Raw genomic sequence first — 26,346 nt, forward strand, 5'->3', positions numbered from 1 at the left:
CAGTTTCTATGATGCAGCTTCATTGCAAGTATCCTGATTGCGCTAGGCCGCGCACGCCAATTCCCAGCGACATCAACGAACCTTCGCCATAGCAGGAGATGGGCTTCCTGAACGTTAGAGTCAGTAGGCTCCTCTTTCGGTTTGATGCGCCTAGTGGCCGATCGTGGGGATTGTAGGTTAGGCCCCTGACCAATGGATCAGGCGTCCGCTCGGGGGTGAAAAGGCGACACCGGAGGGCCACTCGGGGCAGGGCCGGACGTCCGGCGCGTGTTATGGAACCCGCCATGAAACACGCTCAAAGCCAGGCCCTCTTCGCCCGTGCGCAGGCGCGCATCCCGGGTGGCGTGAACTCTCCGGTGCGTGCCTTCCGTGGCGTGGGAGGCGACCCCGTCTTCTTCAAGGAGGGCTCCGGCGCGTGGCTCACCGACGTGGACGGCAACCGCTACGTGGACCTGGTGGGCAGCTGGGGCCCGCTCATCCTGGGCCACGCGTACCCGCCCATCGTGGAGGCCATCCTGGAGGCCGCCCGGCGCGGCACCACCTTCGGCGCCCCTGTCGCCGCGGAAGTGGAGTTCGCGGAGCTGCTCTGCGCGACCGTGCCCTCCGTGGAGAAGGTGCGCCTCGTCTCCAGCGGCACGGAGGCCACCGTGGCCGCCATCCGCGTGGCGCGCGGCTTCACCGGGCGCGACTACATCCTCAAGTTCGAGGGCTGCTTCCACGGCGCGGGCGACCCGTTCCTCGTGAAGGCGGGCAGCGGCGTGGAGACGCTGGGCCTGCCGGACTCTCCGGGCGTGCCGTCCGCGCTGGCGGCGCTCACGCTCACCGCGCCCTTCAACGACCTGGAGGCCGTGGAGCGCATCTTCAACGAGAAGGGCAAGGACATCGCCTGCGCCATCATCGAGCCCGTGGTGGGCAACATGGGCGTGCTGGTGCCGCGCCCCGGCTTCCTCGAAGGGCTGCAGGCGCTCTGCCAGAAGCACGGCGTGCTCTTCGTGCTGGATGAGGTGATGACGGGCTTCCGGCTCGCGCGGGGTGGAGCGCAGGAGCTGTACGGGCTCAAGCCGGACCTCACCACGATGGCGAAGGTGGTGGGCGGCGGCATGCCGCTGGGCGCGTACGGCGGCCGGCGCGACATCATGGCCAAGGTGGCGCCGGAGGGCCCCGTGTACCAGTCCGGCACGCTGTCCGGGAACCCGGTGGCGGTGGCGGCGGGCATGGCGTGCGTGAAGGCGCTGGCGGCTCCGGGGACGTACTCGCGGCTGGAGCACCTGGGCCTGCTGCTGGAGGAGGGCTTCCGCGCGGAGGCGAAGGCGGCGGGCGTGCCGGTGACGGTGAACCGCGTGGGCAGCATGCTCACCGTGTTCTTCACGGCGGAGCCGGTGTTCGACTACGCGTCCGCGAAGAAGGCGGACACGGCGAAGTTCGGGCGCTTCTTCCACGCGATGCTGCAAGAAGGGGTGTACCTGCCGCCCAGCCAGTTCGAGGCGGCGTTCGTGTCGCTGGCCATCGGCGAGCCGGAGGTGGCGCACGTGCTCGCCGCGGCCCGCAAGGCGTTCCGCGCGCTTGGCGACGCCCGTTGAACCGGAGGCCCTGACCGGGCCCGTGCGCTTCGGTCCCTACACCCTCGTGCGCCGCATTGGCGCCGGGGGGATGGGGGAGGTCTTCCTCGCGCGCGAGGAGGGCGTGCGGCGCGCGGTCGTCGTGAAGAAGGTGCTGCCGGGGCTGGTGGACAGCCGGCAGTTCGTGGGGCGCTTCCGCGACGAGGCCCGCGTGGTGGTGCGGCTGGCGCACCCGAACATCGCGCGCGTGTACGCGATGGGCGAGGTGGACGGGCAGCTGTACCTCGCCATGGAGTACGTGCTGGGCAAGACGCTCAGCCGGCTTGCGTACCGCCTCAGGCAACGTCAGCGGATGATGCCCCTGGGGCCGCTGCTCCAGATGGGCATCCGGCTGTGCGAGGGGCTGGCGTACGCGCACGACGCGACGGACGAGGAGGGGCACCCGCTGCACCTGGTGCACCGCGACCTGTCCCCCGCGAACGTGTGCGTGAGCTACGCGGGCGAGGTGAAGATCATCGACTTCGGCGCGGCGCAGTCCACGCTGAAGGAGCAGCAGACGGCGCCGCGCGTGGTGATTGGCAACCTCACGTACATGGCGCCGGAGCAGGCCCGCAAGCGCACGGTGGACCGCAGGGCGGACCTGTACGCGGTGGGCGTGGTGCTGTGGGAGTTGTTCTCCTGGAAGCCGCTGTCGCAGCGGGGGGACCCACTGGAGCGCTGGCGGCGCGCGGCCTATCCGCAGTGGGAGCCGGCGGCGCGCCACCGGCCGGACCTGCCGCGCGCGGTGGATGCGTTTCTCGCTCGGGCGCTCGCGTCCGAGCCGAACGACCGCTTCCCCACGGCGACGGCCATGGCGGAGGCGCTGGGCGCGCTGAAGGAGAAGCTGGCGCCCAACGTGACGGATCAGGACCTGGTGCGGCTGATGTCGGCGGCCTTCCCGCGCGAGAAGGTCATCGAGCAGCAGGTGCTGGACGACCTGCTGCGCGAGCAGCCCGAGCGCGCGAGCACGCGGCAGGAGTTCCCGTCGGTGCTCGCGCCGCCTGGGTCGCAAGACGCGGCGGAGGCGCTCCGCGCGCAGGAGGACATCGCGACGGAGGCGCTGGACGCGGCGAAGCTGCGGCAGGAGGAGTTCTCCAGCGTGGGCGAGGCGACCGAGGCGCTGGACGCGGCGAAGGTAGAGCAGGCGCTGCGCGCGGCGGCGGCGCAAAGGCCCTGGGTGGAGCCCGGCGACGCGTCCGGTCTGCCGCGCAAGGCGCCCCCGGTGCGGCTGCACAACCAGGAGGTCACCAAGGACGCCTGGGTGCCGGGCATCGGCGCCGCGGAGCCCACCGCGCCGGGGCATCCTCCCCAGGCTCCGGAGACGGGCATGGGCGGTGAAGTGGCCACCACGTCCGGACAAGCCCCCCAGTCCGCGTGGACTCCGGGCCCGGGCGGAGAGGACGTCACCGCCTACGGTGCCGAGCCCGCGTCCGGAACCGCTCGCGCGCACTGGACGCCCGGTCCTGGCGAGGACGAGCCCACCCCTCCAGAGCCTCCCGCCCAGATGGACTCCCCGGCCGGTCCGGGCTCCGAGGACACCACCGACCCGGGGGAGGGGACCCGCGAGGTCGTGGATTCCCTCCCGGGCAGGCAGGCTCCGGCCGAACAACCGTCCCGGCCGGATTGGAATCCGGGCCCGGACGCGGAAGACTCCGCTACACATCTTCGAGCGTCTCATCGTGAGGGGCCCCCCCCGGCCCCGGAGGACTCCCCCATGCAGAACCGCCCCTCGCGCCCGGGCTGGACTCCCGGCGCAGGCAGTGAGGACTCCACGACCAACGAGCGGCCCTCACGCAAGAGCGGAACGGGCCTGCCCGCCACCGGCAACACCGGCTGGACCCCGGGCTCCGGAGAGGACGACGCCACCGAGGGCGCCGGCCCCTCGCCCCTGGCCGCGCGCCCCGCCACCGACGACGCGGACGACGAGAGCACCGACGTCGCCAGGCCCGGCGCCCCCAAGGCGAGCCCCGCACCGCGCGCCCCCGCCGCCCCCCCGTCGCGTCCCCAGACCTCCGTGGGCGCCGCCCCCCAGGCGCGCCCCCAGACCTCCGTGGGCGCCGCCCCGCAGTCGCGTCCCCCCGAGGCCTTCCCGGACGCCACCCGCCCCATGTCCCAGGAGGAGCTGCCCGTTCCCTGGAAGCCCCAGGGCGCGGGCGAGGCCACCGAGGCCCTGGAGGCCGCGAAGATCTTCGGCGCCCTGTCCCAGACCACCGGCAACATGCCGGCCTACCTGGACGAGAAGGCCACCCCCTACGTCCCGCCCAAGGAGGCCCCGCGCCGCCAGGCCCCCGTCGTCGACGAGCGTCCCCACGAGACCCGCCCCATGCAGGTGCGGACCAAGACGCGCGAAACGCTCGTGGGCTACGACATGGACATCTCCGCGGCCCTCAAGGCAGCGGAGCTGAAGCGCCGCGAGGCCGAGCTCGCCGAGCAGAAGCGCAAGAAGAAGCAGCCGCCCGCGAAGTCCACGGGCGGCAGCCCGCTCGCGGGCCTGTGGCCCATCCCGCCCCAGTACCGCTTCTGGGCCATGCTCCTGGTGGTCGCCCTGGCGTGCGGCCTGGGCTTCGGCGTGATGTGGCTGTTCCTCAACGCCGACGGCGGCGCCTGAGTCCCAGGCCTCTCAGTCCAGCGCCGGCAGCCGGTACTGGATGCCCAGCGACACCGTGGCGGTGCTCAGCCAGTTGCTCGTGAAGCCGTCGCCGAACTCCTCGCCGTTGTCGTCCGACGTGCCGCGCGCGCCGCCGCCCAGGTAGCGCAGGTTGAGGAACGCCTCCACGGTGTCCGTGATGCGCACGCCGCCGCGCAGGCTCGCGTCCAGCAGCGCCCCTTCCGTGGCCGAGTCGTCATCGCCGTTGATGATGGCCGTGGGCGCGTAGCTGCCATCCGCCTCCAGCCCCACCCACCAGTTCCGGCTCAAGGGCCACCGCACGCGCACCTTGAGCAGCGGCACCGGCCCCACGTCCCGGTTGGCCCGCCGCAGGGTCCCGTCCGCGGACGTGAAGACGAACGTGGCGTTGCGCAGCTGGAGGGACGCGCCCACGGACAGCTCCCGCTCGGGGTCGCCCAGCAGGTCGTAGAGGTAGCTGGCCCGGTAGAACGGGAACGCGTAGCGCACGTCCAGCGGCGTGTTCTCTGGGAACGTGAGCCCGTCAATCGTGACGTCCCGCCGCAGCACCCCCTGCGTCTGGATGTCCAACGGCTGCACCAGGAACACCACCGTGTGCCGCCCGCGCAGCGACAGCTCCGCGCTCAGGCGCACGAACGTGTAGAGGTTGTCCTGCCCGCCGTCTTCCGGGAAGCGGAAGATGGTCCCGTCGCTGCCCTCCCGCAGGCTGTGCGCGAGGACGTCCAGGAAGCCCAGCTCCGCCACCGCGCGCAGCTCCACGCGCGGCGCCTCCGCGCGCGCGGCGCCCGCCATCCCGAGCAGCCCCGCCACCACGCCTGCCATCCTCTGGAACCGGTGCATCGTTTCCCCCGGGAAGTGCGTCGTCGAGGCCGGGAGCAGACCCGACCCGGGCGCATGAAGGGGGCCCCCGTGAGGGGACTGTTCACTCCCGCTCGCGCGTCCGTCAGGCGCCCGTCAGGGGCAGGGGCGGCGCCACGGGCGGCTCCAGCGGCAGGAAGAGCCGGAAGATGGTGCCCTTGCCCGTCTCCGGCGTGTCCAGCGACACCTGGCCCAGGTGCGTATCCATGATGCGCTTCACCAGGGCGAGCCCCAGCCCGGTGCCCTGCGCCTTGGTGGTGAAGAAGGGTTCGAAGACGCGCGTGCGCAGCTCCGGCGGGATGCCCGGTCCCGTGTCGAAGAACTCCACCTGGACGCCGGCCCGGTCCACCCACGCCCTGCGCGCCACCACGCGCAGCGTGCCGCCCTGGGGCATGGCCTGCACGGCGTTGAGCGCCACGTTGAGGAAGCACTGACGGATGAGCCGCTCGTCCACCGTCACCGGCGGCACGCCCTCCTCCATCACCCACTCCACCCGCACCGGGTGCGGCGAGGTGGCGCCCACGTCGGAGAGCGCGCTGCCCACCGCCTCCTCCAGCAGCTGCGCCACGGAGACCGGGTACGGGTGCGGCGACGGAGGCCGCGCGAAGGTGAGCAGGTCCGCCACCATGCGGTCAAGCCGGTCCGCCTCCTCCCCCACGATGTCCAGCAGCGGCGTCGCCGCGCTCTCCGGGCCGACGATGCGGCGGATGGTGGCCACGGAGTTGAAGATGGCGCCCAGGGGGTTGCGCACCTCGTGGGCCACCACCGCGGACAGCTCCCCCAGCGCGGCCAGCCGCTCGCGGTTCACCAGCTGCTCCTGCGTGCGCGCCAGCTTCGCGTAGCTCTGCTTCAGGTCCTCCACCAGCCGCGCGCCCTCCAGCGCCAGCGACAGCTGGTTGGCGATGGCGTCCGCCCGCTCCAGCTCCGCGGGCGTGAAGCGGCGCGGCCGGCGCGTCTCCACCATCACCGCCACGCCCACCATCTGGTCGTGCACGGCGAGCGGCAGCACCATGTACGCCAGGCCCTCCGCGGCCTGGCGAAGCTCGTCGTGCACCCGCACCTCCGTGTCCGCGTCCTCCACCCGGAGCGGCTGGCGCGTGCGGAACACCTGGCTCGCGAGCGAGTTCGACGACAGGTCCAGCGGCACCTCGCGCCCCAGCAGCTCCGGGTGGCCGCCCGTCGCCGCGCGGATGGCCAGCCGCTGGCCCTCCGCGTCCGGCAGGAGCACGTACGCGTCCGGCACGTCCACGATGCGCGCCAGGCTGGTGACGCCCGTGGCCAGCAGCCGGTCCAGCTCCAACGTGGCCGCCAGCGCCTTGCCCACCTCGTGCATCAGCGCCAGGTCCTCCGCGCGGCCGCGCACCTCGTCCAGCAGCCGGTGGGATTCGATGGCCGCCGCGAAGTGCGTGCCCATGGCCTGGAGTGTCTCCACCTCCAGCGCGGTGAGCCGCCGGCGCGCGTGGAACAGCACGCTCAGCGTGCCCACGCCCCGCGAGCGCACCCGCAGCGGCACCGACACCAGCGTCTGGAACGCCAGCGCCCGGAGCGCGTCGCGCGTGGGCGCGGGACACGCCTCCGCTTCCAGCACCTGCACCGCGTCCGGCATCCCGCCCGGACGGGGAAGTGAACCCAGCCGCGCCCGGCGCACGCGCGCCACCGCGTCCTCGGACAGGCCGCGGGAGTAGACCAGCTCCAGGGGCTCGCCCGGTTCGTGCCGCGTGTCCGCGGGCAGCAGCAGGCACACCGCGTCGCAGCCCAGCAGGCCGGAGATCTCCTCCGTGCCTGAGCCGAAGAAGGCGCGCGGGTGCGGCGCGGACGCGGCCTGCGCCGCCAGCCGTCCCAGCGCGGTGAGCGCCGTGGCGCGCACGCTCAGCCGCTGGATGGTGCGCGCCGCGTCCAGCGCGGCGGACACCTGCTGGCCGAACAGCCGCACCGCGGACACGTCCTCCTCGCTCAGCCACTCGGAGGCCAGCACCAGCATGGCCATGGGGGCGTTCTCCACGTCGATGCGCACCCCCACCGCCCGGTGCGTCTGCGCGCGGCGGAACACTGCCAGCACCGCGTCCATGCGCGCCTCGGACACGAAGCGGGACGCCTCCACGCCCAGGTCCTCCACCCACGCGTCGCCGTCGCGCCAGGTGCGCACCAGCGCGGGCGCCCAGCCGCCGGGGGCCTCCGCCCGCACGCGGCCACCCAGCGCCGGCGCGTGCGGCACCAGCCGGGGGGCCAGCCCCGCCACGGACAGCTCCACGCCCACGCCCCGGGGCGTCAGCCACGCGAAGCCCAGCTCCAGCGCCTCCAGCCCCCGGAACACCTCCTCGCGCACCGCGTCCTCGGAGTGCAGCGAGCGCACCGCGCCCCCCAGCTCCGCCAGCCGCCGCAGCACCATGCGGCGGCGCACGCGGCAGGTCACGTCGCGCACCTGCACCACCCAATCCCGGGCGTGCGGATGCACCGTCAACTCCACGCGCACCCCGCCGTCACCGACGTGCAGCCACGCCTCGTAGGTGCCCGCCACCGGCGCCGTGCCCAGCCGCCGCGCCAGCCGGTCCGCCGGGTCCTCCAGCGGCCCCGGCTCCCACAGCAGCGCCGTCACCGGCTGTCCCACCAGCTGCTCGCGCGCGACGCCCGTCAGGCGAGACATGGCGGCGTTCGCGTGCACGAGCAGGCCGTCCCGAAGCACGAACACGCCCAGGGGCATGTCGTCGAAGAGGCGGTACACCGCCCCTGGCTCCTCGGAAACCGTCCCCACCCGACGGTTCATGCGCTCTGTGCTCCTCACCCCTCCACCTTCGCACCCCTGGCCCCCCGCGGTGAAGCCACCCCCGCCCGAGAATCGCCCACCAGCGCACAACAGCCGGCCCCTCCCTGGCGCGATGCGGCGTCTCAAGACCTGGCACGTCCGCAAACCCTCTCATGTGCCTCCAACCCAAATCCTTGCATGTGTTGACAGGGTTGGTGAGAGTCTCTAGAAACATGGAATTGTAGCAGCGCGGCTTGAACCGGATTCCAACGCCTGTCGCTTCCGCCAGGAATCCCGGGGGCCGCGCCTTCGGAGGGGGATGTCTTGAACCTGCCCCACGCGACTTCCGGCGTCATCGTCCAGCAGCAGGACGGAGCCTTCTTCCTCCTGGACACCGAGGGGGGAGAGGTCTTCCGGGTCAACGAGACCGCCGCGCGCATCTTCGAGCTGTGCCAGGGCGGCACGTCCCTGGACGGGGCGGTGGCGTCGCTGGCGCTCCGGCTGGGCGCCGCGGGCCAGGAGGAGGCCATCCGCGCGGACGTCCAGCGCACCGTGACGCAGTTCCAGGAACTGGGGCTCTGCGAGCCCACGCGTTCCGTCTGACCTTCCGCCGTCCGCTGAAGCGCCTTTTCCCCTCGTGAGAGGGACAGGCCGGGTCATGTCCTGGCCTTTGGGAATCCCGTGTCCCCGGGTCGCCCCGGGTGCGCGTGATGCCAGACGTGAGACGTCTCACGGCTGGAATGAAGCACCGGTGTGTTGGCAGGCAATGTCAGACCCCCTGTCCACACTCCGCCATGTTTCACCGCAGTGGCAGTGAACGCAGCAATCCATCCCAGGAGTAACACCATGTACATCCAGTCCGAGATCGTCCGCGTGTCCGCGTCGTCCGACAAGTGCACCTGCTCCAACGGCATGGTCATTTTCACGACCACGAACGCGGAGTAGTCGCGTCCGTCGTCTGACTCGAAACCCAAACATCAACTCCAGGAGAACCACCATGTACATCCAGTCCGAGATCGTCCGCGTTTCCGCCGCCACCGACAAGTGCACCTGCTCCATGGGCATGGGCGTGATCGTCGTCGCGGAGTAACGCGTTTCACGGCCGGGAGGAGGGCCTCGGTCCTCCTCCCGGCTGTGTCTTTCCTCCCACTCGCCGACACGCCCGCCCATGCTGCCCGCATCCACGCAGTTGCTGCTCTTCACCCAGGCGGACGTCGGCGGACACGCGCTCTTTCGCGTCGTGCCCGTGGAGGTGTCCGTGCGCCCCGGCCAGGGACGGCTGTGGACGGACGTGTCGCGGGGCAATGCCTTCACCCCCGCGTGGCAGGACCATGCGCGCCACCTGTCCGCGGTGGGCCGCGCGCGCTACGCGCTGCCGTGGGATGAGACGGACCTGCACGTCTCGCCGCGTGGCCGCAACGTGACGCTGGATGGCAGGAGCGCGTCGCTGCCGCTGTTCGTCGCGTGGGTGGCGCTGCTCTCAGGGCTGCCCTTGCCGTCGCCCTTCCTGGGCACGGGCGTGGCGCTGGAGGCGCATGGGGAAAAGCTCGCGCCCGCGCCGCGCGAGTTCCTCCAGGGAAAGCTGGGCGTGGCGCAGTCCTACGTGACGCAGGTGTTTCCTCGGGCGGGGAGGGTGGCGGTGTTCGTGCCGGAGGGCAGCGGGTTCGACCCGGCGCCCCTGACGGCGCTGGACGTGCGGCCGGTGCCCACGCTCACGCAGGCGGTGGACGCGGTGCTGGGACTGAAGCGTCACGCCCATGGGGCCGACGCCGGGGAAGGGGTGGGGGGATGATCCGCCAGGGTGCCGGTGCCCTCCGGGAGATGTACGGGCTGACGCGGGGGCTGGGGAACCTGCGGGTGATGCTGGGCTCGGGGCTGCTGGGCATGGCGGCGTCCGGCCTGCTCAACCCGGTGATGCCGTTGTACCTGCGCTCGCGCGGACTGGGCTTCCAGGAGATTGGCGCGCTCTACACGGTGGGGGCGCTGCTGCCCATCTTCGTGCAGCCGGTGCTGGGGGCGCTGTCGGACCGCCATGGGCGCAAGCCCTTCGTGGTGGGCCTGTCGCTCGTCACGTCGCTGATGGTGCCGGCGGTGGCGCTGGTGGACGACCCGCAGCCGCTCGCCGCCGTGATGATCCTCAAGATGCTGCTGTCGCGCAGCGCGGCGCCGGTGTCCAACGCAATGGTGGCGGACTTCGCGCCCGCGCGGCAGCGCGCCACCCTCTTCGCGCTGCTGGACGCGACGTCGAACCTGGTGTTCGTCGCGGCGCTGTTCGCGTCCTCCGCCGTCATCCGCGCGCTGTCGGTGGCGGGCACCTTCTTCCTGGCGGGCGGCCTGTTCCTCGCGGGCAGCCTGCTCTTGCTGGGGCTGGATGAACCGGCGCGGCCTCCGCGCCCGGAGGCCACGCGGGGCGGAGCGGGCGCGGGCTGGGGGCTGGCGTTCCGGGGGCTCCTGTCGCCCTTCACCTACGTGAAGGACCGGCCGGGCGCGGCGGCGCTGTTCCTCTGGCAGTTCTTCTTCACCTTCGCGCTGGCGCTGTTCCCCACGTACCTGCCGCTGTACGCGGTGGAGCTGGGCGCGCCCCGGGAGGCAGTGGGTCCGCTGGTGGCGGCGTCGTGGCTGACGTACGCGTTCGCGCAGCCCTTCGGCGGGCGGCTGTCGGACCGGATGTCCCGGCGCGTGGGGCTGATTGCTCCGGGCCTCGCGGGCATGGCGGTGATGGCCGCGGTGCTGGGGGCCGCGGGATGGCTGCCGGCCGGCGCCGCGCTGCTGACGCTGGTGGCGGCCTGGGTGCTGCTGGCGATACCAGATGGCCTGCACCGCTCCTCCGCGTCCGCGCTGGTGGTGGAGCAGTCCCCGGGCCCCTCCGAGCGCGGCCGGTTCATGGGCGCGCTGGGCTCCTGCGGCGCGCTGGCCTCCGTGCTCGCGCCCGTCACGTACGGCTTCATCTCGCAGCGGGCCGGCATCGGCTGCGCGTTCCTCCTTTCGTCGGTGTCCCTCGTGCTGGCGCTCGGCTGTGTGTCGCGCGTGCGCGAGGCGTCCTCCCACGCCAATCCTGAACCGGCCCCCGTGGCCGCCCTCACCCCCACCTCGGAGCCCGGATGAGCCCCCTTCGCCACCTGTGTCGCTGGGGCACCGCGCTGTTGGCCGCGCTGGTGCCCACGCTGGGACACGCTGATTCGACGTACAAGGTCACCGCGACGCGGACGCAGGACGCCATCACCATCGACGGCAAGGGGGACGAGCCCGCCTGGCAGACGGCCCCGGAGATTTCCGGCTGGTACCTCACGCGCGTCAACTACGGCAAGCCCGCGCCGGACGACACCCAGGTCCGCATCCTCTACGACCAGGACAACCTGTACTTCCTCTTCCACTGCCTGGACTCCAAGCCGGAGCGCATCACCGGCTACACGGTGCAGAACGAGGGGTTCCTCCACCAGGAGGACAACATCACCATCATCCTGGACACGTTCCTGGACCACCGGAACGCGTACTACTTCTGGACCAACCCGCTGGGCGTGCGCACCGACGGGCGCATCGTGGATGACGGCGAGGCGTTCTCCACCAACTGGCGCGGCGAGTGGGAGACGAAGTCCACCATCGTGAAGGACGGGTGGATTTCGGAGGTGCGCATCCCGTTCGCCAACTTCCAGTTCGAGACGAAGGACGACATCTCCTTCGGCATGCTCCTGGACCGCGAACAGTCGCGCAACCAGGAGTGGAGCAACTGGACGCCGGACGGCGTCAACAGCGCGAAGGTGAGCCGCTACCCGCACCTGGAGGGGCTCAAGGGCATCAAGCCGCGCTCCATCTTCAGCATCACCCCGTACGTGGCCACCACGGTGGCGCTGAAGACGACGGACGACCGGGGCGTCTTCCGTCCCAACGTGGGCGCGGACGCGCGCATCGACCCGACGCCCTGGCTGTCGGTGAAGCTCACCGCCAACCCGGACTTCAGCGACGCGGAAGCGGACCAGAGCTTCCTCCTGCTGGACACGGACCAGCCGCTCCTGCCGGAGCGCCGCGCGTTCTTCACGGAGAGCGAGCACCTCTTCATCGCGCCCATCAACGTCTTCACCTCGCGCCGCATCGCGCTGCGGCCGCATGACCGGGTGTGGGGTGGCCTGCAGCTCACGGGCAAGCTGGGGGGCTTGAGCTTCTCGATGATGGACGTGCAGCACCGCGACTCCACCGGCCGGGACGCCAACGGGCGCGAGGTCTTCGAGAACGTCAACTCCGGCGTGCTGCGGTTGCAGCAGGACATCGGCAAGCGGTCGATGATTGCCCTGGTGGCCATCAACCGCAGCGGGCGGGGCGGGCTGTTCGGGGACTCGGACTTCCAGACGGTGGGCGTGGACGGCAACTTCCACCTCTTCGAGGAGTTCTTCATCCAGGCGCAGGCGCTGAAGAGCTGGAGCCCGCTGGGCAACGAGGACTCGGACGCGTACCACGTGGGCCTGCACCGCTTCGACACGCTGTCCGAGTTCTGGTTGCAGTTCGAGGACATCGGGAAGAACTACGCGAACCCGCTGGGCTGGACGCCGGTGGTGGACAAGCAGGGCTACAACTCGCGCCTGTTCCTGAACCCGTTCCCCAAGTGGCGCTTCCTGCCCCGGCTGGACGTGACGTGGGACTCGCTGTGGCGCCGCAACCACGAGGGCGAGCGCACGCGCTGGCGCAACCGCCTCAACGTGCAGCCCTACCTGCACCACGACTTCGCGCTCTACCTGGAGGGCATCTACGACGACAACCTGGGCTTCCGGGACCGGCTGGGCACGTTCGGCTTCACCCTGTTCCCGCACGACTGGCAGAGCTACACGCTGACCGCCGTCGCCGGCCGCTTCCTGGGCGGGGAGATCCGCGGCTTCAACGGCGCGGCGAACATCAAGATTGGCCCGCACATCGTCGCGCGCTTCAGCGGCTTCTACACGCGCAACTTCAACGTGCCGACGAACAGCGACCTCTACGGCGTGTCCGGGGACGGCTACAGCTTCTCCGGCTACGCGCAGCTGCGCTACCACTTCAGCCCGGACCTCTACGCGCGCCTGACCTTGCAGAAGGGCGGCGTGTACGAGCTGGCGGACTACAACGCCGTGAAGGGCACGTTCCTGGACGCGATGGTGGGGTGGCACTACCGCCAGTGGAGCGACATCTTCCTCGTCTACACGGATCAGCCCTTCGGCGGCTCCCAGGAGCGGCGGATCCTCTCGAAGATCTCCTTCAACTACTGACCTGACCCGAGGGCCTTCGCATGACCGCCGCAGACCCGCAGAGCCTCAAGCGCCGCTACGACGAGGTGTCCCCGAAGTACGACCAGGGCGCGCCCAACGCCATGGCCATCAAGCTGTTCTGGCTGACCTACGAGCACCTCACCTGGAAGCCGGTGGAGGCGCTGCTGCCCAGGGACGGCACGGCCTGGCGCGTGCTGGACGCGGGCGGCGGCGGCGGCAAGTTCGGCACGCGCTTCGCGGAAGGAGGGCACCACGTCACCGTGCTGGACATCTCTCCGGGCATGCTGGACGGCGCCAGGGCCCAGTTCGCCGCGAAGGGGCTCCTGGACCGCGTGGCCTTCGTGGAGGGGAACGTCGCGGCGCTGGAGCTGCCGGACGCGGCCTTCGACCTGGTCTTCTGCGAAGGCGACCCGGTGTCGTACTGCCTGGACGCGTACCCGCGCGCGGTGAAGGAGCTGGTGCGCGTGGCGAAGCCGGGCGCGCCCGTCGTGCTGGGCGTGGACAACCGCTACGAGGCGTTCTCCGGGTACTTGAAGCAGGGCAAGCCGCAGGAGGCCTTCCGCACGCTCCACGACGGCCGCACGACGTGCCCGTACGGCCTGCCGGTGCACGCCTTCACGGTGCGCGAGCTGGAGCGCGCGGTGGCGGACTCGGGCGCGGAGCTGCTGGAGATCTTCGGCAAGCCGGTGATGTTCTTCGACATGCTCCACGCGATGACGGCCGCGCACGGTGGCACCGCGGAGAAGCCGTGGGACGCGTGGGCCGCGCGCGAGGAGATACTGGCGTTGCAGGAGAAGCTGGCGCACGAGGGCTTCGCCGTCCTGGGGCAGCACCTCCAGGTGATGGCGCGGCGCAAGGCCTGACGCCATGGGCCTTCCCTTCCTGGGCGTGGGGCTCAGCTACCGCTGGGACCTCAATCCGCACCTGGCGCGTGGCAACCCCGGCGTGGACTGGCTGGAGGTGACGCCAGAACACTTCCTGCCGCTCACGCCGGACTCGGAGCGGCGGCTGGAGCTGCTCGCGAAGCGCTATCCCCTGGTGGGCCACAGCCTGGAGCTGTCGGTGGGCTCGGACGGCGTGGACGCGCCCGGCTACCGGGACGGCTTGAAGCGCATCCGCCAGGTCACGAAGAGCGTCTGGCACGGGGACCACCTGTGCTTCACGCGCGTGGGGAACCTGCCCCTGCGCGCGCTGACGCCGGTGCCGCTGACGGAGGAGGCGGTGGCCACGTGCGTGCGCAACGTGAAGGCGGCGCGAGCGGACCTGGACGTGCCCTTCGTGGTGGAGAACATCGCGTACCTCTTCCACACGCCGCTCAACACGCTGGACGAGGCGGAGTTCCTGCGCCGCGTGGTGGAGGGCGCGGACTGCGGCCTGCTGCTGGATTTGCACAACCTGTATTGCAACGCGGTCAACCACGGGTTCGACCCGTATGCCTTCCTGGACCGTCTGCCTTTGGAGCGCGTGGTGCAGGTGCACCTGGCGGGCGGCGTCACGATGGAGGGATTGAGGTTGGACAGCCACTCCGCGCCGTCGCCGGAGGAGGTGTGGCGCCTGCTGGAGTACGTGGCGCCACGCAGCCCGGTGCGCGGGGTGAACTTCGAGATGGACAGCGGCTTTCCTCCCTTCGCGCGGCTGGTGGAGGAGCTGGCCCGCGCGCGCGCCATCCTCCAGCGCTGCGGCGCGAGCGCGGCTTGAGCAACCGACGATGAGCTACCCACGAACGTTGGAAGTCCTGGCGCGGCTGCACGTGGATCCCCACTTCCGTGAGGCGTGGCGCCGCGACGCGCCCGGCGCCCTGACGCCGCTGGGCCTGACGCCGCCGGAAGCGGAGGCGCTCCAGCGGGTGGCTCCGGACGTGGTGGAGCGCGCCGGCCGGATGATGGACTTCCACCGCACCGAGCGCGTGCGCGAACAGCTTGCCTGGGTGGATGAGGCGAAGCGGCCGGAGCTGGTCCCGCTGCGAGCGCGCTTCCTCCAGGACGTGCCGCCGGAGGTGCTCAACCGCGAGGAGGCCATCGCGTACTGCCGCTTCCTGGAGGCGGGCGAGCACGCCCCGCACGCGAAGCTCCTCCAGCGGCTGCCCGCGTACGTGCCGCAGCTGGCGCGGTGCGAACGGCTGCGCCTGCAGCTCGCGTGGGGCCTTGCCCCCATGCCCGCGTCGGGCCCTCGCGTGGAGTCCTTCGACTACCCGGTGCTCACGCTGCTCGCAGCGCTGGACGCGCCGGGCTGGCCCCCGGTGGCGCCGAAGCCCACGTGCGTGGAGTACCTCAAGGTGCCCAACCTGCCCGCGGTGATGACGCGCGAGCTGCCGTCACCTTGAGGTGCCCCGTGCGCCTCAGTGCTTGCGGTGGTGCGTCTTCTCGTAGGTGCCCATGAGCTGGGTCTCCCCCACGATGTGGCCCTCCATCGCCTTGAGCAGCTGCGTGCGGGTGGGCTGCTTCAGGTCCGGCAGCACCGTGTCCAGGGCGTACAGCCGGAAGTAGTACCGGTGGTTGCCCACGGGCGGCATGGGCCCGCCGTAGTCCTGCCGGTTGAAGTCGTTGCGCCCCAGCTTCGCCCCTTCCGGCAGCACGTCCAGGGTGGCCCCGTCCGGGATGCTCTGGGCGTTGACGGGGAGGTTGTAGAGGACCCAGTGGCAGAAGGTGCGCTGGGGGTTCGCCGGGTCCGGCGCGTCCGGGTCCTCCACGATGAGCGCCAGGCTCTTGGCCCCGGCGGGGAGGTTCTCCCAGTGAAGGGGCGGCGCCTTGTCGTCGCCCTCGCCGGTGTAGGCGATGGGGATGGGCATCCCGTCCTTGAACTTCGGCGAGGTGAGCTCGAGCGGCTTCGGCATGCGTGCCTCCTTGGGCATGTGCGGCCAACGTGACCCTGCCAAGCTGGCGATGCCCCCGGTCCGGTGCTGAGAGGCGGCGGGCGCGACGCCCGGCCGCCCGTCACCTCCCTGGGTGCCTCCCGCCGCTGATCCACCGGGCGCCCCCCGGGCCGCCTGCCGCGAAAGCCCGCGCTTCAGAGAGAAACCACCCCTCCGGCCCCGGCGCCGTGGTAGCTGCGCTTGCGGGTGCCGCAACCGCTGCTGGCACCCCGGGCCCCCGCGCCCCCGTACCGGTTGCACGCGCCGCGCATTCGGTGCTAAGCGGCGCCCGCGCGTGTATGGGCGGGGTCGGGGTTGGTGAAGGAAACCCAAGACTTTCCCGGGGTTTGGTGAGGCGTCCGCATGTCAGACCAGGAGCCTCGGAAGCAGGCGGACGCGCCAGGCAGTGAGCTGGGCGAGACGGCCCGGCAGATGCGGGCGGCGGAGCCGTACATCTCCGCGGTCTGGAAGCTGGTGGGCGGGGCGGTGGTGGGGGTCCTGGGAGGCTACTTCCTGGACAGGTGGCTGGGGACGTCGCCCTGGCTGCTGCTGGGGCTGAGCCTGGTGGGGATTGGCGTGGGGTTCTACGGCTTCCTCCACGCCATGGCCCGGCTGGGGAAGCGCAAGTGACGGGGACGGGCGGACAGCCGAAGCGGGACCCGTTCTGGACGCACGCGGGGCTGGCGGCGGCGGTGATGGGGGTGGGCGCGGTGGTGGCGGCGGCGCTGCCCAAGGCCGCGGAGGACCGGGTCGCGGCGCTGCTGGGCGTCGGGGTGGCGGCGGTGACGGGCGTGGTGGCGCTGGTGCTGAAGCGGCGCGCGGCGATGCAGGCGGATTTGAAGGCGGCGTTGAAGGTGGTCGGTGTGGTCTTCGCCCTCAGGGGCGTGGGCGTGGGGATCGGGCTGGCGTGGGTGGTGTCCCGGGGTTTGAGCGCGATCGCGTTCGTGGGCGGCTTCTTCGGCGTCTACTTCGCGCTGCAGTGGATCGAAGTCAGCTACGTGATGGCCGCGTCGAAAGACACGGCGGGCGGAGACGAGTGATGCGCAAGGCAATGGTGCTGTTCGCCTGTCTGTTCGCGGGCACCGTGTGGGCCTCCGAGCAGGCCGGTGAGCACGGCGTCGCGAACGAGAGCAAGGACGCCGAGGGCGATGACGTCGCCGGCTACATCCTCCACCACGTGGCGGACTCGAACGAGTACGAGTTCGAGGTCCCCCTCAGCCACAACCACATCCCCATCCACCTGCCGCGCATCCTCATCCCGTTCCACGAGGGCGCCTGCACGCCCATGGCGGACACGCACGGGGGCCACGGCGAGGTGTACCCGGGCCTGGGCCAGGGCTGCCTGGACCTCTCCATCACCAAGCACACGGTGATGATGTGGCTGGCGGCGCTGCTGCTCATCGGCTCGCTGCTCATCTGGAGCAACCGCGACAAGACGAAGCTCGTGCCGCGCGGCGCCGGGGCGAACCTCTTCGAGATGCTGGTCCTGTTCGTTCGCGACGAGCTGGCCATCAAGAACATCGGCAAGGAGGAGGGCCCCCGGTACGTGCCCTACCTGCTCACCGCGTTCTTCTTCATCCTCTTCATGAACCTGCTGGGCCTGTTCCCCTGGATGGCGACCGCCACGGGTAACATCGCCGTCACCTGCGGCCTGGCGCTGTGCACCTTCTTCGTCACGCAGGCGGCCGGCATCCGCGCGGCGGGCATCGGCGGCTACCTCAAGCACCTGACGGGCGGCGTGGCCCCCTGGCTGTGGCCCATCATGATTCCGGTGGAGTTCCTGGGCCTGTTCACCAAGCCCTTCGCGCTCACCATCCGCCTCTTCGCCAACATGCTGGCGGGCCACATCGTCATCTTCTTCCTGCTGGGCCTCATCTTCATGCTCCGCAACCCCGCGGTGGCGCTGGTGAGCGTGCCGTTCGCCTTCGGCATCTACCTGCTGGAGCTGTTCGTGGCCTTCGTGCAGGCGTACGTGTTCACCATGCTGTCGGCGCTGTTCATCGGGATGAGCGTGGCCATGGGCCACCACGATGACCACCACCACGAGGGTGGCGAGAGCCACGACCACGGCAAGGCCCACCACCTGGGCTGACAAGTTGACGGGGCGCCTGTCGGTAACGACGGCGCGCCCCGGTTGAAGACCCGGCGGTTCGAAAGGCCGCCGGAGGTAGTCCTAAAGGGCCCCCACGACCCCCCCACAAGCGGGTCCCGCCTCACGAAAGAAGACGTGCTCCCATGACCAACCTCGCTCTTGCCTTCCTCGCCGCCGGTATCGGCGCCGGCCTCTCCATCATCGGTGCCGCCCTCGGCATCGGTAAGCTGGCCGCCGCCGCCATGGACGCCACGGGCCGTCAGCCGGCCGCCGGTGGCGACATCCGCACCACGATGATCATCGCCGCGGCCCTCATCGAAGGCGCCACGCTGTTCGCGCTGGTCGTCTGCATCCTGCTCGCCATCAAGCAGTAAGGCCGGCAGGTCGCAACGGGAGCCGGCGTCCTCTTCGGGAAGAAGGGGCGCCGGCGTTCCGGCTTCACGCAGCACGCTGTGCCTGTCTCACCTGAAGTCTCCCGCATCCTCCCTCCGTCTTTCCTGCTTCACCGGGACCCGCCATGTTCCTGCCCTCAGTCCTCGCCGCCAGCAGCTTCGTGGAGGTCCGTCCGGGCCTCATCTTCTGGACCATCGTCACCTTCATCATCGTCCTGCTGGTGCTGCGGGCGAAGGCGTGGGGGCCCATCCTGTCGCTCGTGGAAGAGCGCGAGAAGCAGATCACCAACGCCATCGAGAGCGCCAAGCGTGAGCGCGCCGAGGCGGAGAAGCTGCTCGCCGACCAGAAGACGGCCATCGCCGAGGCCCGCCGCGAGGCCGCGGAGACCACCCGCCGCGTGCAGGCGGACATGGAGAAGTTCCGCGACGAGCTGATGGCCAAGAGCCGCAAGGAGGCGGAGGAGCTGAAGCTGTCCGCCCGCCGCGAGATTGAAGACCAGAAGGCCAAGGCCATCGCGGAGGTCCGCTCCATGGCCGTGGACCTGGCCATGGAAGTGGCCGGCAAGCTCATCAACGAGCGCATGGACGACGCCAAGCACCGCGCGCTGGCCGAGCAGTTCGTGCAGGGCCTGCCCGGCGCCACGAGCGCCACGGCGACCCGCCGCTCGGCCTAACGGCCGGGAGTCTTCCGCCGCGCCCGCCTGTTCCAGGAATCCATCATGGCTCTCTCCATCGGCATCGTCGGTCTGCCCAACGTGGGCAAGTCCACCCTGTTCAACGCCCTGTCCGCCGCGGGCGCGCAGGCGGCGAACTATCCGTTCTGCACCATCGAGCCGAACGTGGGCGTGGTGCCGGTGCCGGACGAGCGCCTGGACCAGCTGTCGGCGCTCATCAAGCCGCTGAAGAAGATCCCCACGTCGCTGGAGTTCGTGGACATCGCCGGCCTGGTGCGCGGCGCGTCCAAGGGCGAGGGCCTGGGCAACCAGTTCCTGGGGAACATCCGGCAGGTGAACGCGGTGCTCCACGTGCTGCGCTGCTTCGAGGACGACAACGTCACCCACGTCGAGGGCGGCGTGAACCCGGTGCGGGACCGGGACGTGGTCGACACGGAGCTGTGCCTCAAGGACCTGGAGACGGTGGAGAAGCGCCGCGAGCGCTCGCTGAAGAACACCAAGATGGGGGGCAAGGCGGGCGACGAGGCGAAGGCCGAGGTCGCGCTGCTGGACCGCATCAAGGCGAAGCTGGATGAAGGCATCACGGTGCGCGCGCAGAAGCTCACCGACGACGAGAAGGCGGCCATCCAGGACCTGTTCCTGCTGACGGACAAGCCCGTGCTGTACGTGGCGAACATCAGCGAGAAGCAGATTGGCAAGGAAGACAGCGACCCCCGCGTGCAGCAGGTGCGCGAGATGGCCGCCAAGGAAGGCGCGGGCGTGGTGGTGCTGGCGGCGGCGCTGGAGTCTGAAATCCAGCAGCTCGCCGAGGCCGACCGTCCCGGCTTCCTGGCGGACTCCGGCCTGACGGAGCCCGGCCTGAACAAGGTCGTGCGTGAGGGCTACAAGCTCCTGGGCCTGTGGACGTACTTCACGGTGGGCGAGCAGGAGTGCCGCGCGTGGACCATCCACAAGGGCTTCAAGGCGCCGCAGGCGGCGGGCGTCATCCACTCCGACTTCGAGCGCGGCTTCATCAAGGCGGAAGTCTTCGGGTGGACGGACCTGGTGAAGCTGGGCAGCGAGGCCGCGGTGAAGGAGAAGGGCCTGCTGCGCGTGGAAGGCAAGGAGTACGTCGTGCAGGACGGCGACTGCATGCACTTCCGCTTCAACGTCTGACGCGGGGACTTCTCCGCTGTTGGAAGTGACGACGGGCGCTGCCTTCCACTCACGGAAGGGGCGCCCGTTTCGTTTCTAGCGGGGGCCGCTCAGCCACGTGTAGCCCCAGAGGCCCACGGCGAGCACGGCCAGCACGGTGGAGAGGATGGCGGAGCGCTTCACGCGGCCCGCGGGGTCCGGGTTGCCCAGGGCGTACTTCCACACGCCGCCCACGCGCAGCGCCAGGAAGAGGGCCAGGAGCACGGGGCCCACGACCTGCCAGCCTTCCGGGCGCTTGAGGATGACGATCCACGAGGCGATGAAGGCCACGTTGCCGAGCAACATCAGGGCGGGATAGGGCAGGGTCGGGCGGGAGGTCCTCACGGGGCTGGCAGTGTGAGCACGGGGCGCCAGGGCGCCCAACGAAAACCCGCGCGGCGTGCACGCCATGTGACAGCCGCGCGAAATGTTTCACGGTGCTACCGGGGCGGGGGCTCCACGTAGCGGGCGCGCGGACGGAGCAGGTGGCCTTGCTCGCGCTGCTCCAGGACGTGCGCGACCCAGCCCGCGGTGCGGCCCAGGCTGAACAGCACGGTGGCGGCGCCGGAGGGCAGGCCCAGCGCGTCCGCGAGCACCACCAGGCCCCAGTCCAGTGACGGGGGCGGGTGGCCGGCGTCGCGCATGGTGTCCATGACGGCGCGGGCCACGCGGACCTTCTGGGACTCGGGCTTCACGCTCAGCGCGGCGTTGAGGAGGGGCGGCGTGCGGGGGTCGCCCTTCAGGTAGAGGCGGTGGCCGAACCCCGTCACGGCCTCGCCCCGGCGCAGGCGGCCGTGGACGACCTGCGCGGCGCGTTCAGGCCGGCCGACCTCCGCGATGAGCGCCTCCACGCGGTCGCAGGCGCCGCCGTGGCGGTGGCCGGAGATGGCCGCGAGCGCCGCGCTGATGCACGCGTACAGGTCCGCGCCGGAGGAGGCCGTCACGCGGGCCGCGAAGGTGGAGGTGTTCAGCTCGTGGTCCGCGCAGAGCACCAGCGCCAGGTTGATCAGCTCCGCGGTCCGCTTCGGCTTCGCGTCCCAGGCCGTGGCGAGCGACGCGGCCACCGTGGCTTCCTTCGACGCGCGCGACACGCGGCCGGGAGCCTGGGCCACGCAGACCCACGCGCCCAGGTGGCGGATGAGGCGGCGTGCGCGGACCCGGTCCTGCTCCGCGGGCGCGGAGAAGCGGCCCGCGTCGTTCGCGGCGAGGAGCGGCACCAGCGCGGCGAGCGCGGACAGGGGAGGGGTGTCGCGCGGGAGCATGGCGGCCAGGGCGGTGGGAGACAGCGCCGCGCCCCGGGCCGGAATTTCCGGCGCGGGCCATGACGTGGGTTGCGGCGGCAGGTGCCCGGTCCACAGCAGCTCCGCGACGTCCTCGAAGCGGTGGCCCCGCGCGGCCAGCTCCACCGCGTCGTGGCCCCGGTACGCGAGCCCTTCTTCACTGATGCGCGACACCGACGAGTCGATGACGGGCTCACCCCAGCGCAGCGCCCCGGACGCCACCGCCGCGTGGCCCGCGCGGGCGTCGTGGCGCGTCTTCAGCCGCTCCACGTCCGCGCGCAGGTAGCGGTTCTCCTTCGTGCCCTTCTCCGGCACGCACCGCACGAGCCCCCGGCTCACGTAGGTGTAGAGCGTCGCCCGCTTCACACCCAGGAGGGCGGCCGCCTCCTCCGCGCGCAGAAGCTCCTCCTCAACTGGATGGTCGAATCGAGATTGAGAACGTCCCCCTGCACGACGCACCATGTTTCACGTGCCTCCCGGGAGTGGAGTCTCGACTCGACTGGATGTTCCTGTCGAGTCGACCCTTCCATGCGTGAGGCCACATCCAGCGGGGAGAGCGACCATGAACGTGGTGGATTTCGGCCGTACGTCGTCGGACTACGCGAAACACCGGGCGGGATTCCCGGACGCCTTCTACTCACGGCTCGAACAGGACGGCGTGCTCACGCCCGGCCTGAGTGTGCTCGACCTGGGCACGGGCACGGGCACCGTCGCGCGCAACCTGGCCCGGCGTGGCTGCCACGTCACCGCGCTGGATGTCTCCGCACCGCAGCTGGAGGCCGCCGCCCGGCTTGCCCGCGACGAGGGGCTCACCGTGGACTTCCGCGAGGCGCCCGCGGAGAACACGGGCCTGCCGTCCGGGTCCCTGGACCGCGTGTTCGCGGGCCAGTGCTGGCACTGGTTCGACCGCGCCGCCGCCGCGCGCGAGGCCTTCCGCCTGCTCAAGCCCGGCGGGAAGCTGATCCTCTGCCACTTCGACTGGACGGCCCTGCCCGGCAACCTGCTGGAGGCCACCGAGGCCCTGGTGGAGGAGTTCAGCCCCCGCGTGGACCTGCCCGTGGACCGCTTCGGCCAGGGCGTGGGCATCTACCCGCAGTGGTTCCGCGACGTGGGCGTGGCCGGCTTCCAGTCCCTCACGTCCTTCACCTTCGACACGCTCACGCCCTACACCCACGAAGCGTGGCGCGGACGGATGCGCGCCAACGCCCGCATTGGCGCCATGCTCCCGCCCGAGCAGGTCGCCCGCTTCGACGCCGCGCTGGCCGCGCTCCTCGCCGCGCGCTTCCCCGCGGAGCCGATGTCCGTTCCCCACCGCGTGTTCGCGCTCGTCGCGGTGCGCCCGTGAAACAGGAGCCCGCCATGTCCTCGCCTCACCTGATCCACTCGGAGGACGTCCCCTGGACGGAGCTCGCCCACGGCAGCCGCGTGGCCCTCAAGCGCAAGCAGCTGGGCGCCGCCGCGCACGGGCGCAAGCTCGGGTGCAGCCTGGTGGAGCTTCCGCCGGGCCGCCGCTCGTGGCCGCTGCACTACCACCTGGGCAATGAAGAGGCCGTCTACGTCCTGTCCGGCACGGGTTCGCTGCGACTGGGGACCCAGACGCTGCCCGTGCGCGAAGGGGACTACGTCGCGCTGCCGCCGGGCGCGGAGTCCGCGCATCAGCTCATCAACGACGGCCCGGAGCCGCTGCGCTACCTGTGCTTCTCCACCATGGAGGCGCCGGACGTCCTCGTGTACCCGGACTCGAGGAAGGTGGGCGTCTTCGCGGGTGCGGCGCCCGGGGGCGACAAGGCGTCGCGCACGCTGCATGCGTATCTGCCTTTGAGCGCGGAGGTGGATTACTGGGAGGGCGAGGAGCCCTGATAGGGTGCGCGGCCCATGGCCTCCCTGCTGGATGCGCTCGACCGCGAGCGGCTGCTCAAGGACTCCGCCGCCGCTTCCGCGCTGCTGCCGAAGGGCGAGCCTCCCCACGTGTCGATGTTGCGGCTGTGCGAAGCGGGCCTGCTCGTGGGCGGGCTCACCGTGGGGTACGGCGTCCGGCCGGATGAGCTGGTGGGGCCGCTCACCGCGGCCATGGGCGGCGCGGCCCGGCGGCTCAAGGTCGTGGACGTGCGCGAGCGCCCCGCGCTGGAGTTGCACGTCGCGGCCGGTGACGTCACGGAGCGCTGGGAGGTGGAGGACGTGCCCGCGCTCGTGCACAACCTCAACGACCTGTACCGCGACGCGGCCGACGTGCGCGCGGTGGCGGTGCTGGGGGAATGGGAGGACTCGCTCCAGTTGCTCTGCGTCGAGCGCCGCGCGCTGGGACGGCTGTTGCGGCAGCCCTTCTTCGCGCCCGTCAACGCGCGCGGACTCCAGGACCTGGTTGCGCCGCGCTGAAGCGGCCGGGCCTCCCTCGACCCCGGACGCCCGGTGGGGCACCATGGGGGCATGCGCATCACGCTGGCCCTCATCGTTGGATTGCTCCTGGCGCAGGTCGCTCGCGCGGAGCCGGATTCGTTTGGCCTGGGCACCGGCCGTGACGGCACGCTGACCGTCGTCGCGGGGGGGACCCTCCCCGTGTCCGCGGAGTCCGCCCTGGGAAAGAACGCCGTGGCGGGAGACGCGGAGCTGGTGGTGTCCAGCGCCGTCTTCGCCTCGGGTGACCTGGTGATGATCCACGAGAGCACCGGCCTGTCGCCCGCGCCCGACCTGGGCAACCCGAAGGGCGTGTCGCTGGCGGGGGCCGTCGCGCTGGGGCGCTGGGAGCTGGCGCGGGTGGAGGCGGTGACGACCACCTCGCTCGTGCTGACCGCGCCGCTCCGCTACGCCTACACCGCGAGCCGGGCACAGGTGGTGCGCGTGGCCGAGTACGTTGACGTCATCGTGCAGCCGGGAGCGCGGCTCACCACGTCGCCGTGGAACGGCAAGTCCGGCGGCATCCTCGCGATGCTGGTGATGGGCAAGGTGCTCAACGACGGCCGCATCGACGCGGATGGCCTGGGCTCGTTGGGAGGCGTCTTCCAGGCTGGCGCGGACCTTGCGGGCTGCACCGGGCTGGAGCTGGAGCGTGCCAAGGGTGGCTCCTCGCGCGGCGAGGGCGTGGCAGGAGTTTTCTCCAAGAATGGCATCCCCAGCGGGCGCGGCAACCTGGCCAACGGCGGTGGTGGCGGCAACTGCTCCGGTTCCGGGGGTGGGGGTGGCGGGCACGGCGGCATCGGAGGCCAGGGCGGACGCACGACGACGGGGGACGGGGCGCGCAACGAAGGAGGCCTGGGCGGCGCGGCGCTGAACTACTCCGTGTTCGAGCGCTTCGCGTTCGGCGGTGGCGGCGGCGCGGGCCATGGCTCCGACACGGCTGGCTCCAGCGGCGCGGCGGGCGGCGGCGTGGTGTTCATCCGCGCCACCGCGTTCGACGGCAAGGGCGTCTACAGCGCCTCCGGTCTGGCGGCGGAAGCCTCGTCGGGCAATGACGGCGCGGGCGGCGGCGGCGCGGGCGGCGCGGTGGTGCTGCGCGCGGTGGACGTCCTGAACTGCGTCGCGGTCGAGTCGCGGGGTGGCGCGGGCGGCGACACGAAGCTGGACAAGCTGCCCTTCGGGCCGGGCGGTGGAGGCGCCGGAGGCCGGGTGTTGATCCAGGCGAAGAGCATCGCGTGCTCCGCCAACGTGAGCGCGGGCAACGCGGGCATGTCCGCCTATGCGGGCGCGGGCTCCTACGGCGCGACGCCGGCCTCCACGGCGCCGGATGCCGGCGCTCCGGACGGGGGCACGTCCGCCGGGACGGTGCAGCAGGTGGATCAGGCGTTCCAGGTGCCCGTCACGCCGGTCATCACGTCGCCGGCGTCGGGTGAGGCGTACGCCACCACGCGCCCGCGCTTCGCGGGGACCGCGGACACGAACGGGCCGGTCGTCCACCTCGTCGTGGACGGGCGGGAGATTGGCGCGGCGGTGCCGGGGGCGGACGGCCGCTTCACCTACGACCCCACCACGCCGCTGGCCGCGGGCGCGCACGACGTCGTCGCCTGGTCGGAGTCGCTGGGCGTAGCGAGCAGTCCGTCCGCGCCGGTGCGCTTCGCCACGCCCGCGGTGGTGCTCGCGGACGGCGGCGTCGTGCAGATGGCGGTGCTGGTGGTGCCCGGCAACGGGGACACGGTGGGGCCCACGCCGCTGTTCGCCGGCACCGCGGCCAACGGCGTGAACGTGGGCGTGGTCATCGACGACGGGCCGGACCACATCGTGCCGCTGGACCTGCTGGGGCGCTTCCGCTTCCAGGTGCCGGACTCGGCGCCGCTGAGCGTGGGGACGCACAAGGTCACGGTGCACTCGCACAACGAGGCGGGCGATGACGGGCCGTACTCCGACGTCGTGGGCTTCGAGGTGGTGGTGCCCGGCGCGGACGGCGGAACGGATGGCGACGCGGGCACGGCGGATCCGGCGATGCCCATGGTGCTGGTGCCCGAGCAGGGCGCGACCGTGGATCCGACCTTCATGTTCGTGGGCGTGGCGCTGCCCGGCACGACCGTGCAACTGGAGCTGGACGGCACGGCGCTCGCGCTCGCCACCGCGGACGACGAAGGCGTCTTCCGGCACATGCTGACGGCGGACAAGGCGCTCGCGACGGGCGCGCACAAGGTCGTCGCGCAGGTGGTGACGGCGGAGGGCGAGGCGGGGCCTCGGTCCCCGGAGGTGGGCTTCCAGGTGCGCGGCCCCACCGACCTGGACGTGGGCTGCGGCTGCGGCGCGGCGCCCGCGGGGATGATCAGCGTCTGGGCGCTGGTGGGCCTGGGCGCCCTGGCGCGCCGCCGCCGCGCGCGGAGCTGAAGCGCCCCGCGCCCTGCTCCGGATGATCCGG

At 71.6% G+C, this 26,346-nt stretch carries 24 protein-coding genes; 19 read left to right on the forward strand and 5 right to left on the reverse strand.

Annotation, left to right across the window (positions count from 1 at the left end; all coding sequences use genetic code 11):
* Positions 1-284: 284 nt before the first annotated feature.
* Both hemL and AABA78_RS09590 read left to right on the forward strand, forming a co-directional pair.
* Positions 285-1,580 (forward strand): glutamate-1-semialdehyde 2,1-aminomutase, encoded by a 1,296-nt coding sequence (gene hemL / locus AABA78_RS09585; RefSeq protein ID WP_338262678.1) that lies wholly within the window; start codon positions 285-287, stop codon positions 1,578-1,580.
* Positions 1,564-4,206, forward strand: coding sequence for a protein kinase domain-containing protein (locus tag AABA78_RS09590; RefSeq protein ID WP_338262679.1), 2,643 nt, complete (start codon positions 1,564-1,566; stop codon positions 4,204-4,206). The genes hemL and AABA78_RS09590 overlap by 17 nt, the downstream gene beginning before the upstream one ends.
* 12 nt (positions 4,207-4,218) lie before the next feature.
* On the opposite strand, the gene AABA78_RS09595 is transcribed toward AABA78_RS09590, so the two are convergent.
* Together AABA78_RS09595 and AABA78_RS09600 are read right to left on the reverse strand one after the other, a co-directional pair.
* Positions 4,219-5,034, reverse strand: coding sequence for an outer membrane protein (locus tag AABA78_RS09595; protein ID WP_338262680.1), 816 nt, complete (start codon positions 5,032-5,034; stop codon positions 4,219-4,221).
* A gap of 133 nt (positions 5,035-5,167) precedes the next feature.
* The gene (locus tag AABA78_RS09600; protein ID WP_338262681.1) at positions 5,168-7,846 is read right to left on the reverse strand and encodes an ATP-binding protein; all 2,679 of its coding nucleotides are present in this window, start codon (positions 7,844-7,846) and stop codon (positions 5,168-5,170) included.
* A gap of 303 nt (positions 7,847-8,149) precedes the next feature.
* Here AABA78_RS09600 and AABA78_RS09605 point away from each other — a divergent pair, with 303 nt between their 5' ends.
* The 7 genes from AABA78_RS09605 to AABA78_RS09635 all read left to right on the forward strand — a co-directional run bounded on the left by AABA78_RS09605 (position 8,150) and on the right by AABA78_RS09635 (position 15,379).
* On the forward strand, positions 8,150-8,428 hold the full coding sequence (locus AABA78_RS09605; protein ID WP_171422221.1) for a PqqD family protein: 279 nt from the start codon (positions 8,150-8,152) through the stop codon (positions 8,426-8,428).
* A gap of 565 nt (positions 8,429-8,993) precedes the next feature.
* Positions 8,994-9,617, forward strand: a complete 624-nt coding sequence (locus AABA78_RS09610; RefSeq protein ID WP_338262682.1) for a hypothetical protein — start codon at positions 8,994-8,996, stop codon at positions 9,615-9,617.
* Positions 9,614-10,930 carry an MFS transporter gene (locus tag AABA78_RS09615; RefSeq protein WP_338262683.1) on the forward strand — a complete coding sequence of 439 codons (1,317 nt, stop codon included), beginning with the start codon at positions 9,614-9,616 and terminating at the stop codon, positions 10,928-10,930. The genes AABA78_RS09610 and AABA78_RS09615 overlap by 4 nt, the downstream gene beginning before the upstream one ends.
* Positions 10,927-13,056, forward strand: a complete 2,130-nt coding sequence (locus tag AABA78_RS09620; protein ID WP_338262684.1) for a carbohydrate binding family 9 domain-containing protein — start codon at positions 10,927-10,929, stop codon at positions 13,054-13,056. Before AABA78_RS09615 ends, AABA78_RS09620 begins: the two co-directional genes overlap by 4 nt.
* A gap of 20 nt (positions 13,057-13,076) precedes the next feature.
* Positions 13,077-13,919 carry a methyltransferase domain-containing protein gene (locus tag AABA78_RS09625; RefSeq protein WP_338262685.1) on the forward strand — a complete coding sequence of 281 codons (843 nt, stop codon included), beginning with the start codon at positions 13,077-13,079 and terminating at the stop codon, positions 13,917-13,919.
* Between the two features lie 4 nt (positions 13,920-13,923).
* The gene (locus tag AABA78_RS09630; RefSeq protein ID WP_338262686.1) at positions 13,924-14,754 is read left to right on the forward strand and encodes an MbnB/TglH/ChrH family RiPP precursor modification enzyme; all 831 of its coding nucleotides are present in this window, start codon (positions 13,924-13,926) and stop codon (positions 14,752-14,754) included.
* A gap of 10 nt (positions 14,755-14,764) precedes the next feature.
* Positions 14,765-15,379 carry a hypothetical protein gene (locus AABA78_RS09635; RefSeq protein WP_338262687.1) on the forward strand — a complete coding sequence of 205 codons (615 nt, stop codon included), beginning with the start codon at positions 14,765-14,767 and terminating at the stop codon, positions 15,377-15,379.
* A gap of 15 nt (positions 15,380-15,394) precedes the next feature.
* Here the strand turns inward: AABA78_RS09635 and AABA78_RS09640 are convergent, their stop codons facing one another.
* Positions 15,395-15,889 carry a YbhB/YbcL family Raf kinase inhibitor-like protein gene (locus AABA78_RS09640; protein WP_338262688.1) on the reverse strand — a complete coding sequence of 165 codons (495 nt, stop codon included), beginning with the start codon at positions 15,887-15,889 and terminating at the stop codon, positions 15,395-15,397.
* A gap of 381 nt (positions 15,890-16,270) precedes the next feature.
* Here AABA78_RS09640 and AABA78_RS09645 point away from each other — a divergent pair, with 381 nt between their 5' ends.
* From AABA78_RS09645 to ychF, 6 genes are all read left to right on the forward strand, one after another.
* Positions 16,271-16,537, forward strand: coding sequence for an AtpZ/AtpI family protein (locus AABA78_RS09645; protein ID WP_338262689.1), 267 nt, complete (start codon positions 16,271-16,273; stop codon positions 16,535-16,537).
* Positions 16,534-16,947, forward strand: a complete 414-nt coding sequence (locus AABA78_RS09650) for a hypothetical protein (RefSeq protein WP_338262690.1) — start codon at positions 16,534-16,536, stop codon at positions 16,945-16,947. Before AABA78_RS09645 ends, AABA78_RS09650 begins: the two co-directional genes overlap by 4 nt.
* Positions 16,947-17,999, forward strand: coding sequence for a F0F1 ATP synthase subunit A (atpB, locus tag AABA78_RS09655; protein ID WP_338262692.1), 1,053 nt, complete (start codon positions 16,947-16,949; stop codon positions 17,997-17,999). Before AABA78_RS09650 ends, atpB begins: the two co-directional genes overlap by 1 nt.
* A 143-nt stretch (positions 18,000-18,142) precedes the next feature.
* On the forward strand, positions 18,143-18,373 hold the full coding sequence (locus AABA78_RS09660) for an ATP synthase F0 subunit C (protein WP_120560834.1): 231 nt from the start codon (positions 18,143-18,145) through the stop codon (positions 18,371-18,373).
* Positions 18,374-18,516: 143 nt separating this feature from the next.
* Positions 18,517-19,065: a F0F1 ATP synthase subunit B gene (gene atpF, locus AABA78_RS09665; protein WP_171421142.1), complete on the forward strand. Its 549-nt coding sequence runs from the start codon at positions 18,517-18,519 to the stop codon at positions 19,063-19,065.
* A 45-nt stretch (positions 19,066-19,110) separates the two neighbouring features.
* Entirely contained in the window at positions 19,111-20,220 is a 1,110-nt protein-coding gene (ychF, locus tag AABA78_RS09670; protein ID WP_171421141.1) for a redox-regulated ATPase YchF, read from the forward strand.
* A gap of 75 nt (positions 20,221-20,295) precedes the next feature.
* On the opposite strand, the gene AABA78_RS09675 is transcribed toward ychF, so the two are convergent.
* Together AABA78_RS09675 and AABA78_RS09680 are read right to left on the reverse strand one after the other, a co-directional pair.
* Complete coding sequence (locus AABA78_RS09675; RefSeq protein WP_338262693.1) at positions 20,296-20,583, reverse strand: hypothetical protein; 288 nt, start codon at positions 20,581-20,583, stop codon at positions 20,296-20,298.
* Positions 20,584-20,678: 95 nt separating this feature from the next.
* A complete protein-coding gene (locus tag AABA78_RS09680; RefSeq protein ID WP_338262694.1) occupies positions 20,679-21,980 on the reverse strand; it encodes a citrate synthase in 1,302 nt (433 codons plus the stop codon).
* A 100-nt stretch (positions 21,981-22,080) separates the two neighbouring features.
* Here AABA78_RS09680 and AABA78_RS09685 point away from each other — a divergent pair, with 100 nt between their 5' ends.
* The 4 genes from AABA78_RS09685 to agmC are packed head-to-tail and all read left to right on the forward strand — an operon-like array spanning position 22,081 to position 26,315.
* On the forward strand, positions 22,081-22,863 hold the full coding sequence (locus AABA78_RS09685) for a class I SAM-dependent methyltransferase (protein ID WP_338262695.1): 783 nt from the start codon (positions 22,081-22,083) through the stop codon (positions 22,861-22,863).
* A gap of 14 nt (positions 22,864-22,877) precedes the next feature.
* On the forward strand, positions 22,878-23,378 hold the full coding sequence (locus AABA78_RS09690; protein WP_171421137.1) for a cupin domain-containing protein: 501 nt from the start codon (positions 22,878-22,880) through the stop codon (positions 23,376-23,378).
* Between the two features lie 15 nt (positions 23,379-23,393).
* Positions 23,394-23,894 carry a hypothetical protein gene (locus AABA78_RS09695; RefSeq protein ID WP_338262697.1) on the forward strand — a complete coding sequence of 167 codons (501 nt, stop codon included), beginning with the start codon at positions 23,394-23,396 and terminating at the stop codon, positions 23,892-23,894.
* Between the two features lie 51 nt (positions 23,895-23,945).
* Positions 23,946-26,315: an adventurous gliding motility protein AgmC gene (gene agmC / locus AABA78_RS09700; RefSeq protein WP_338262698.1), complete on the forward strand. Its 2,370-nt coding sequence runs from the start codon at positions 23,946-23,948 to the stop codon at positions 26,313-26,315.
* Positions 26,316-26,346 lie beyond the last annotated feature (31 nt).

The sequence above is a fragment of the Corallococcus caeni genome, assembly GCF_036245865.1.
In the GTDB taxonomy this organism is placed as follows: domain Bacteria; phylum Myxococcota; class Myxococcia; order Myxococcales; family Myxococcaceae; genus Corallococcus; species Corallococcus caeni.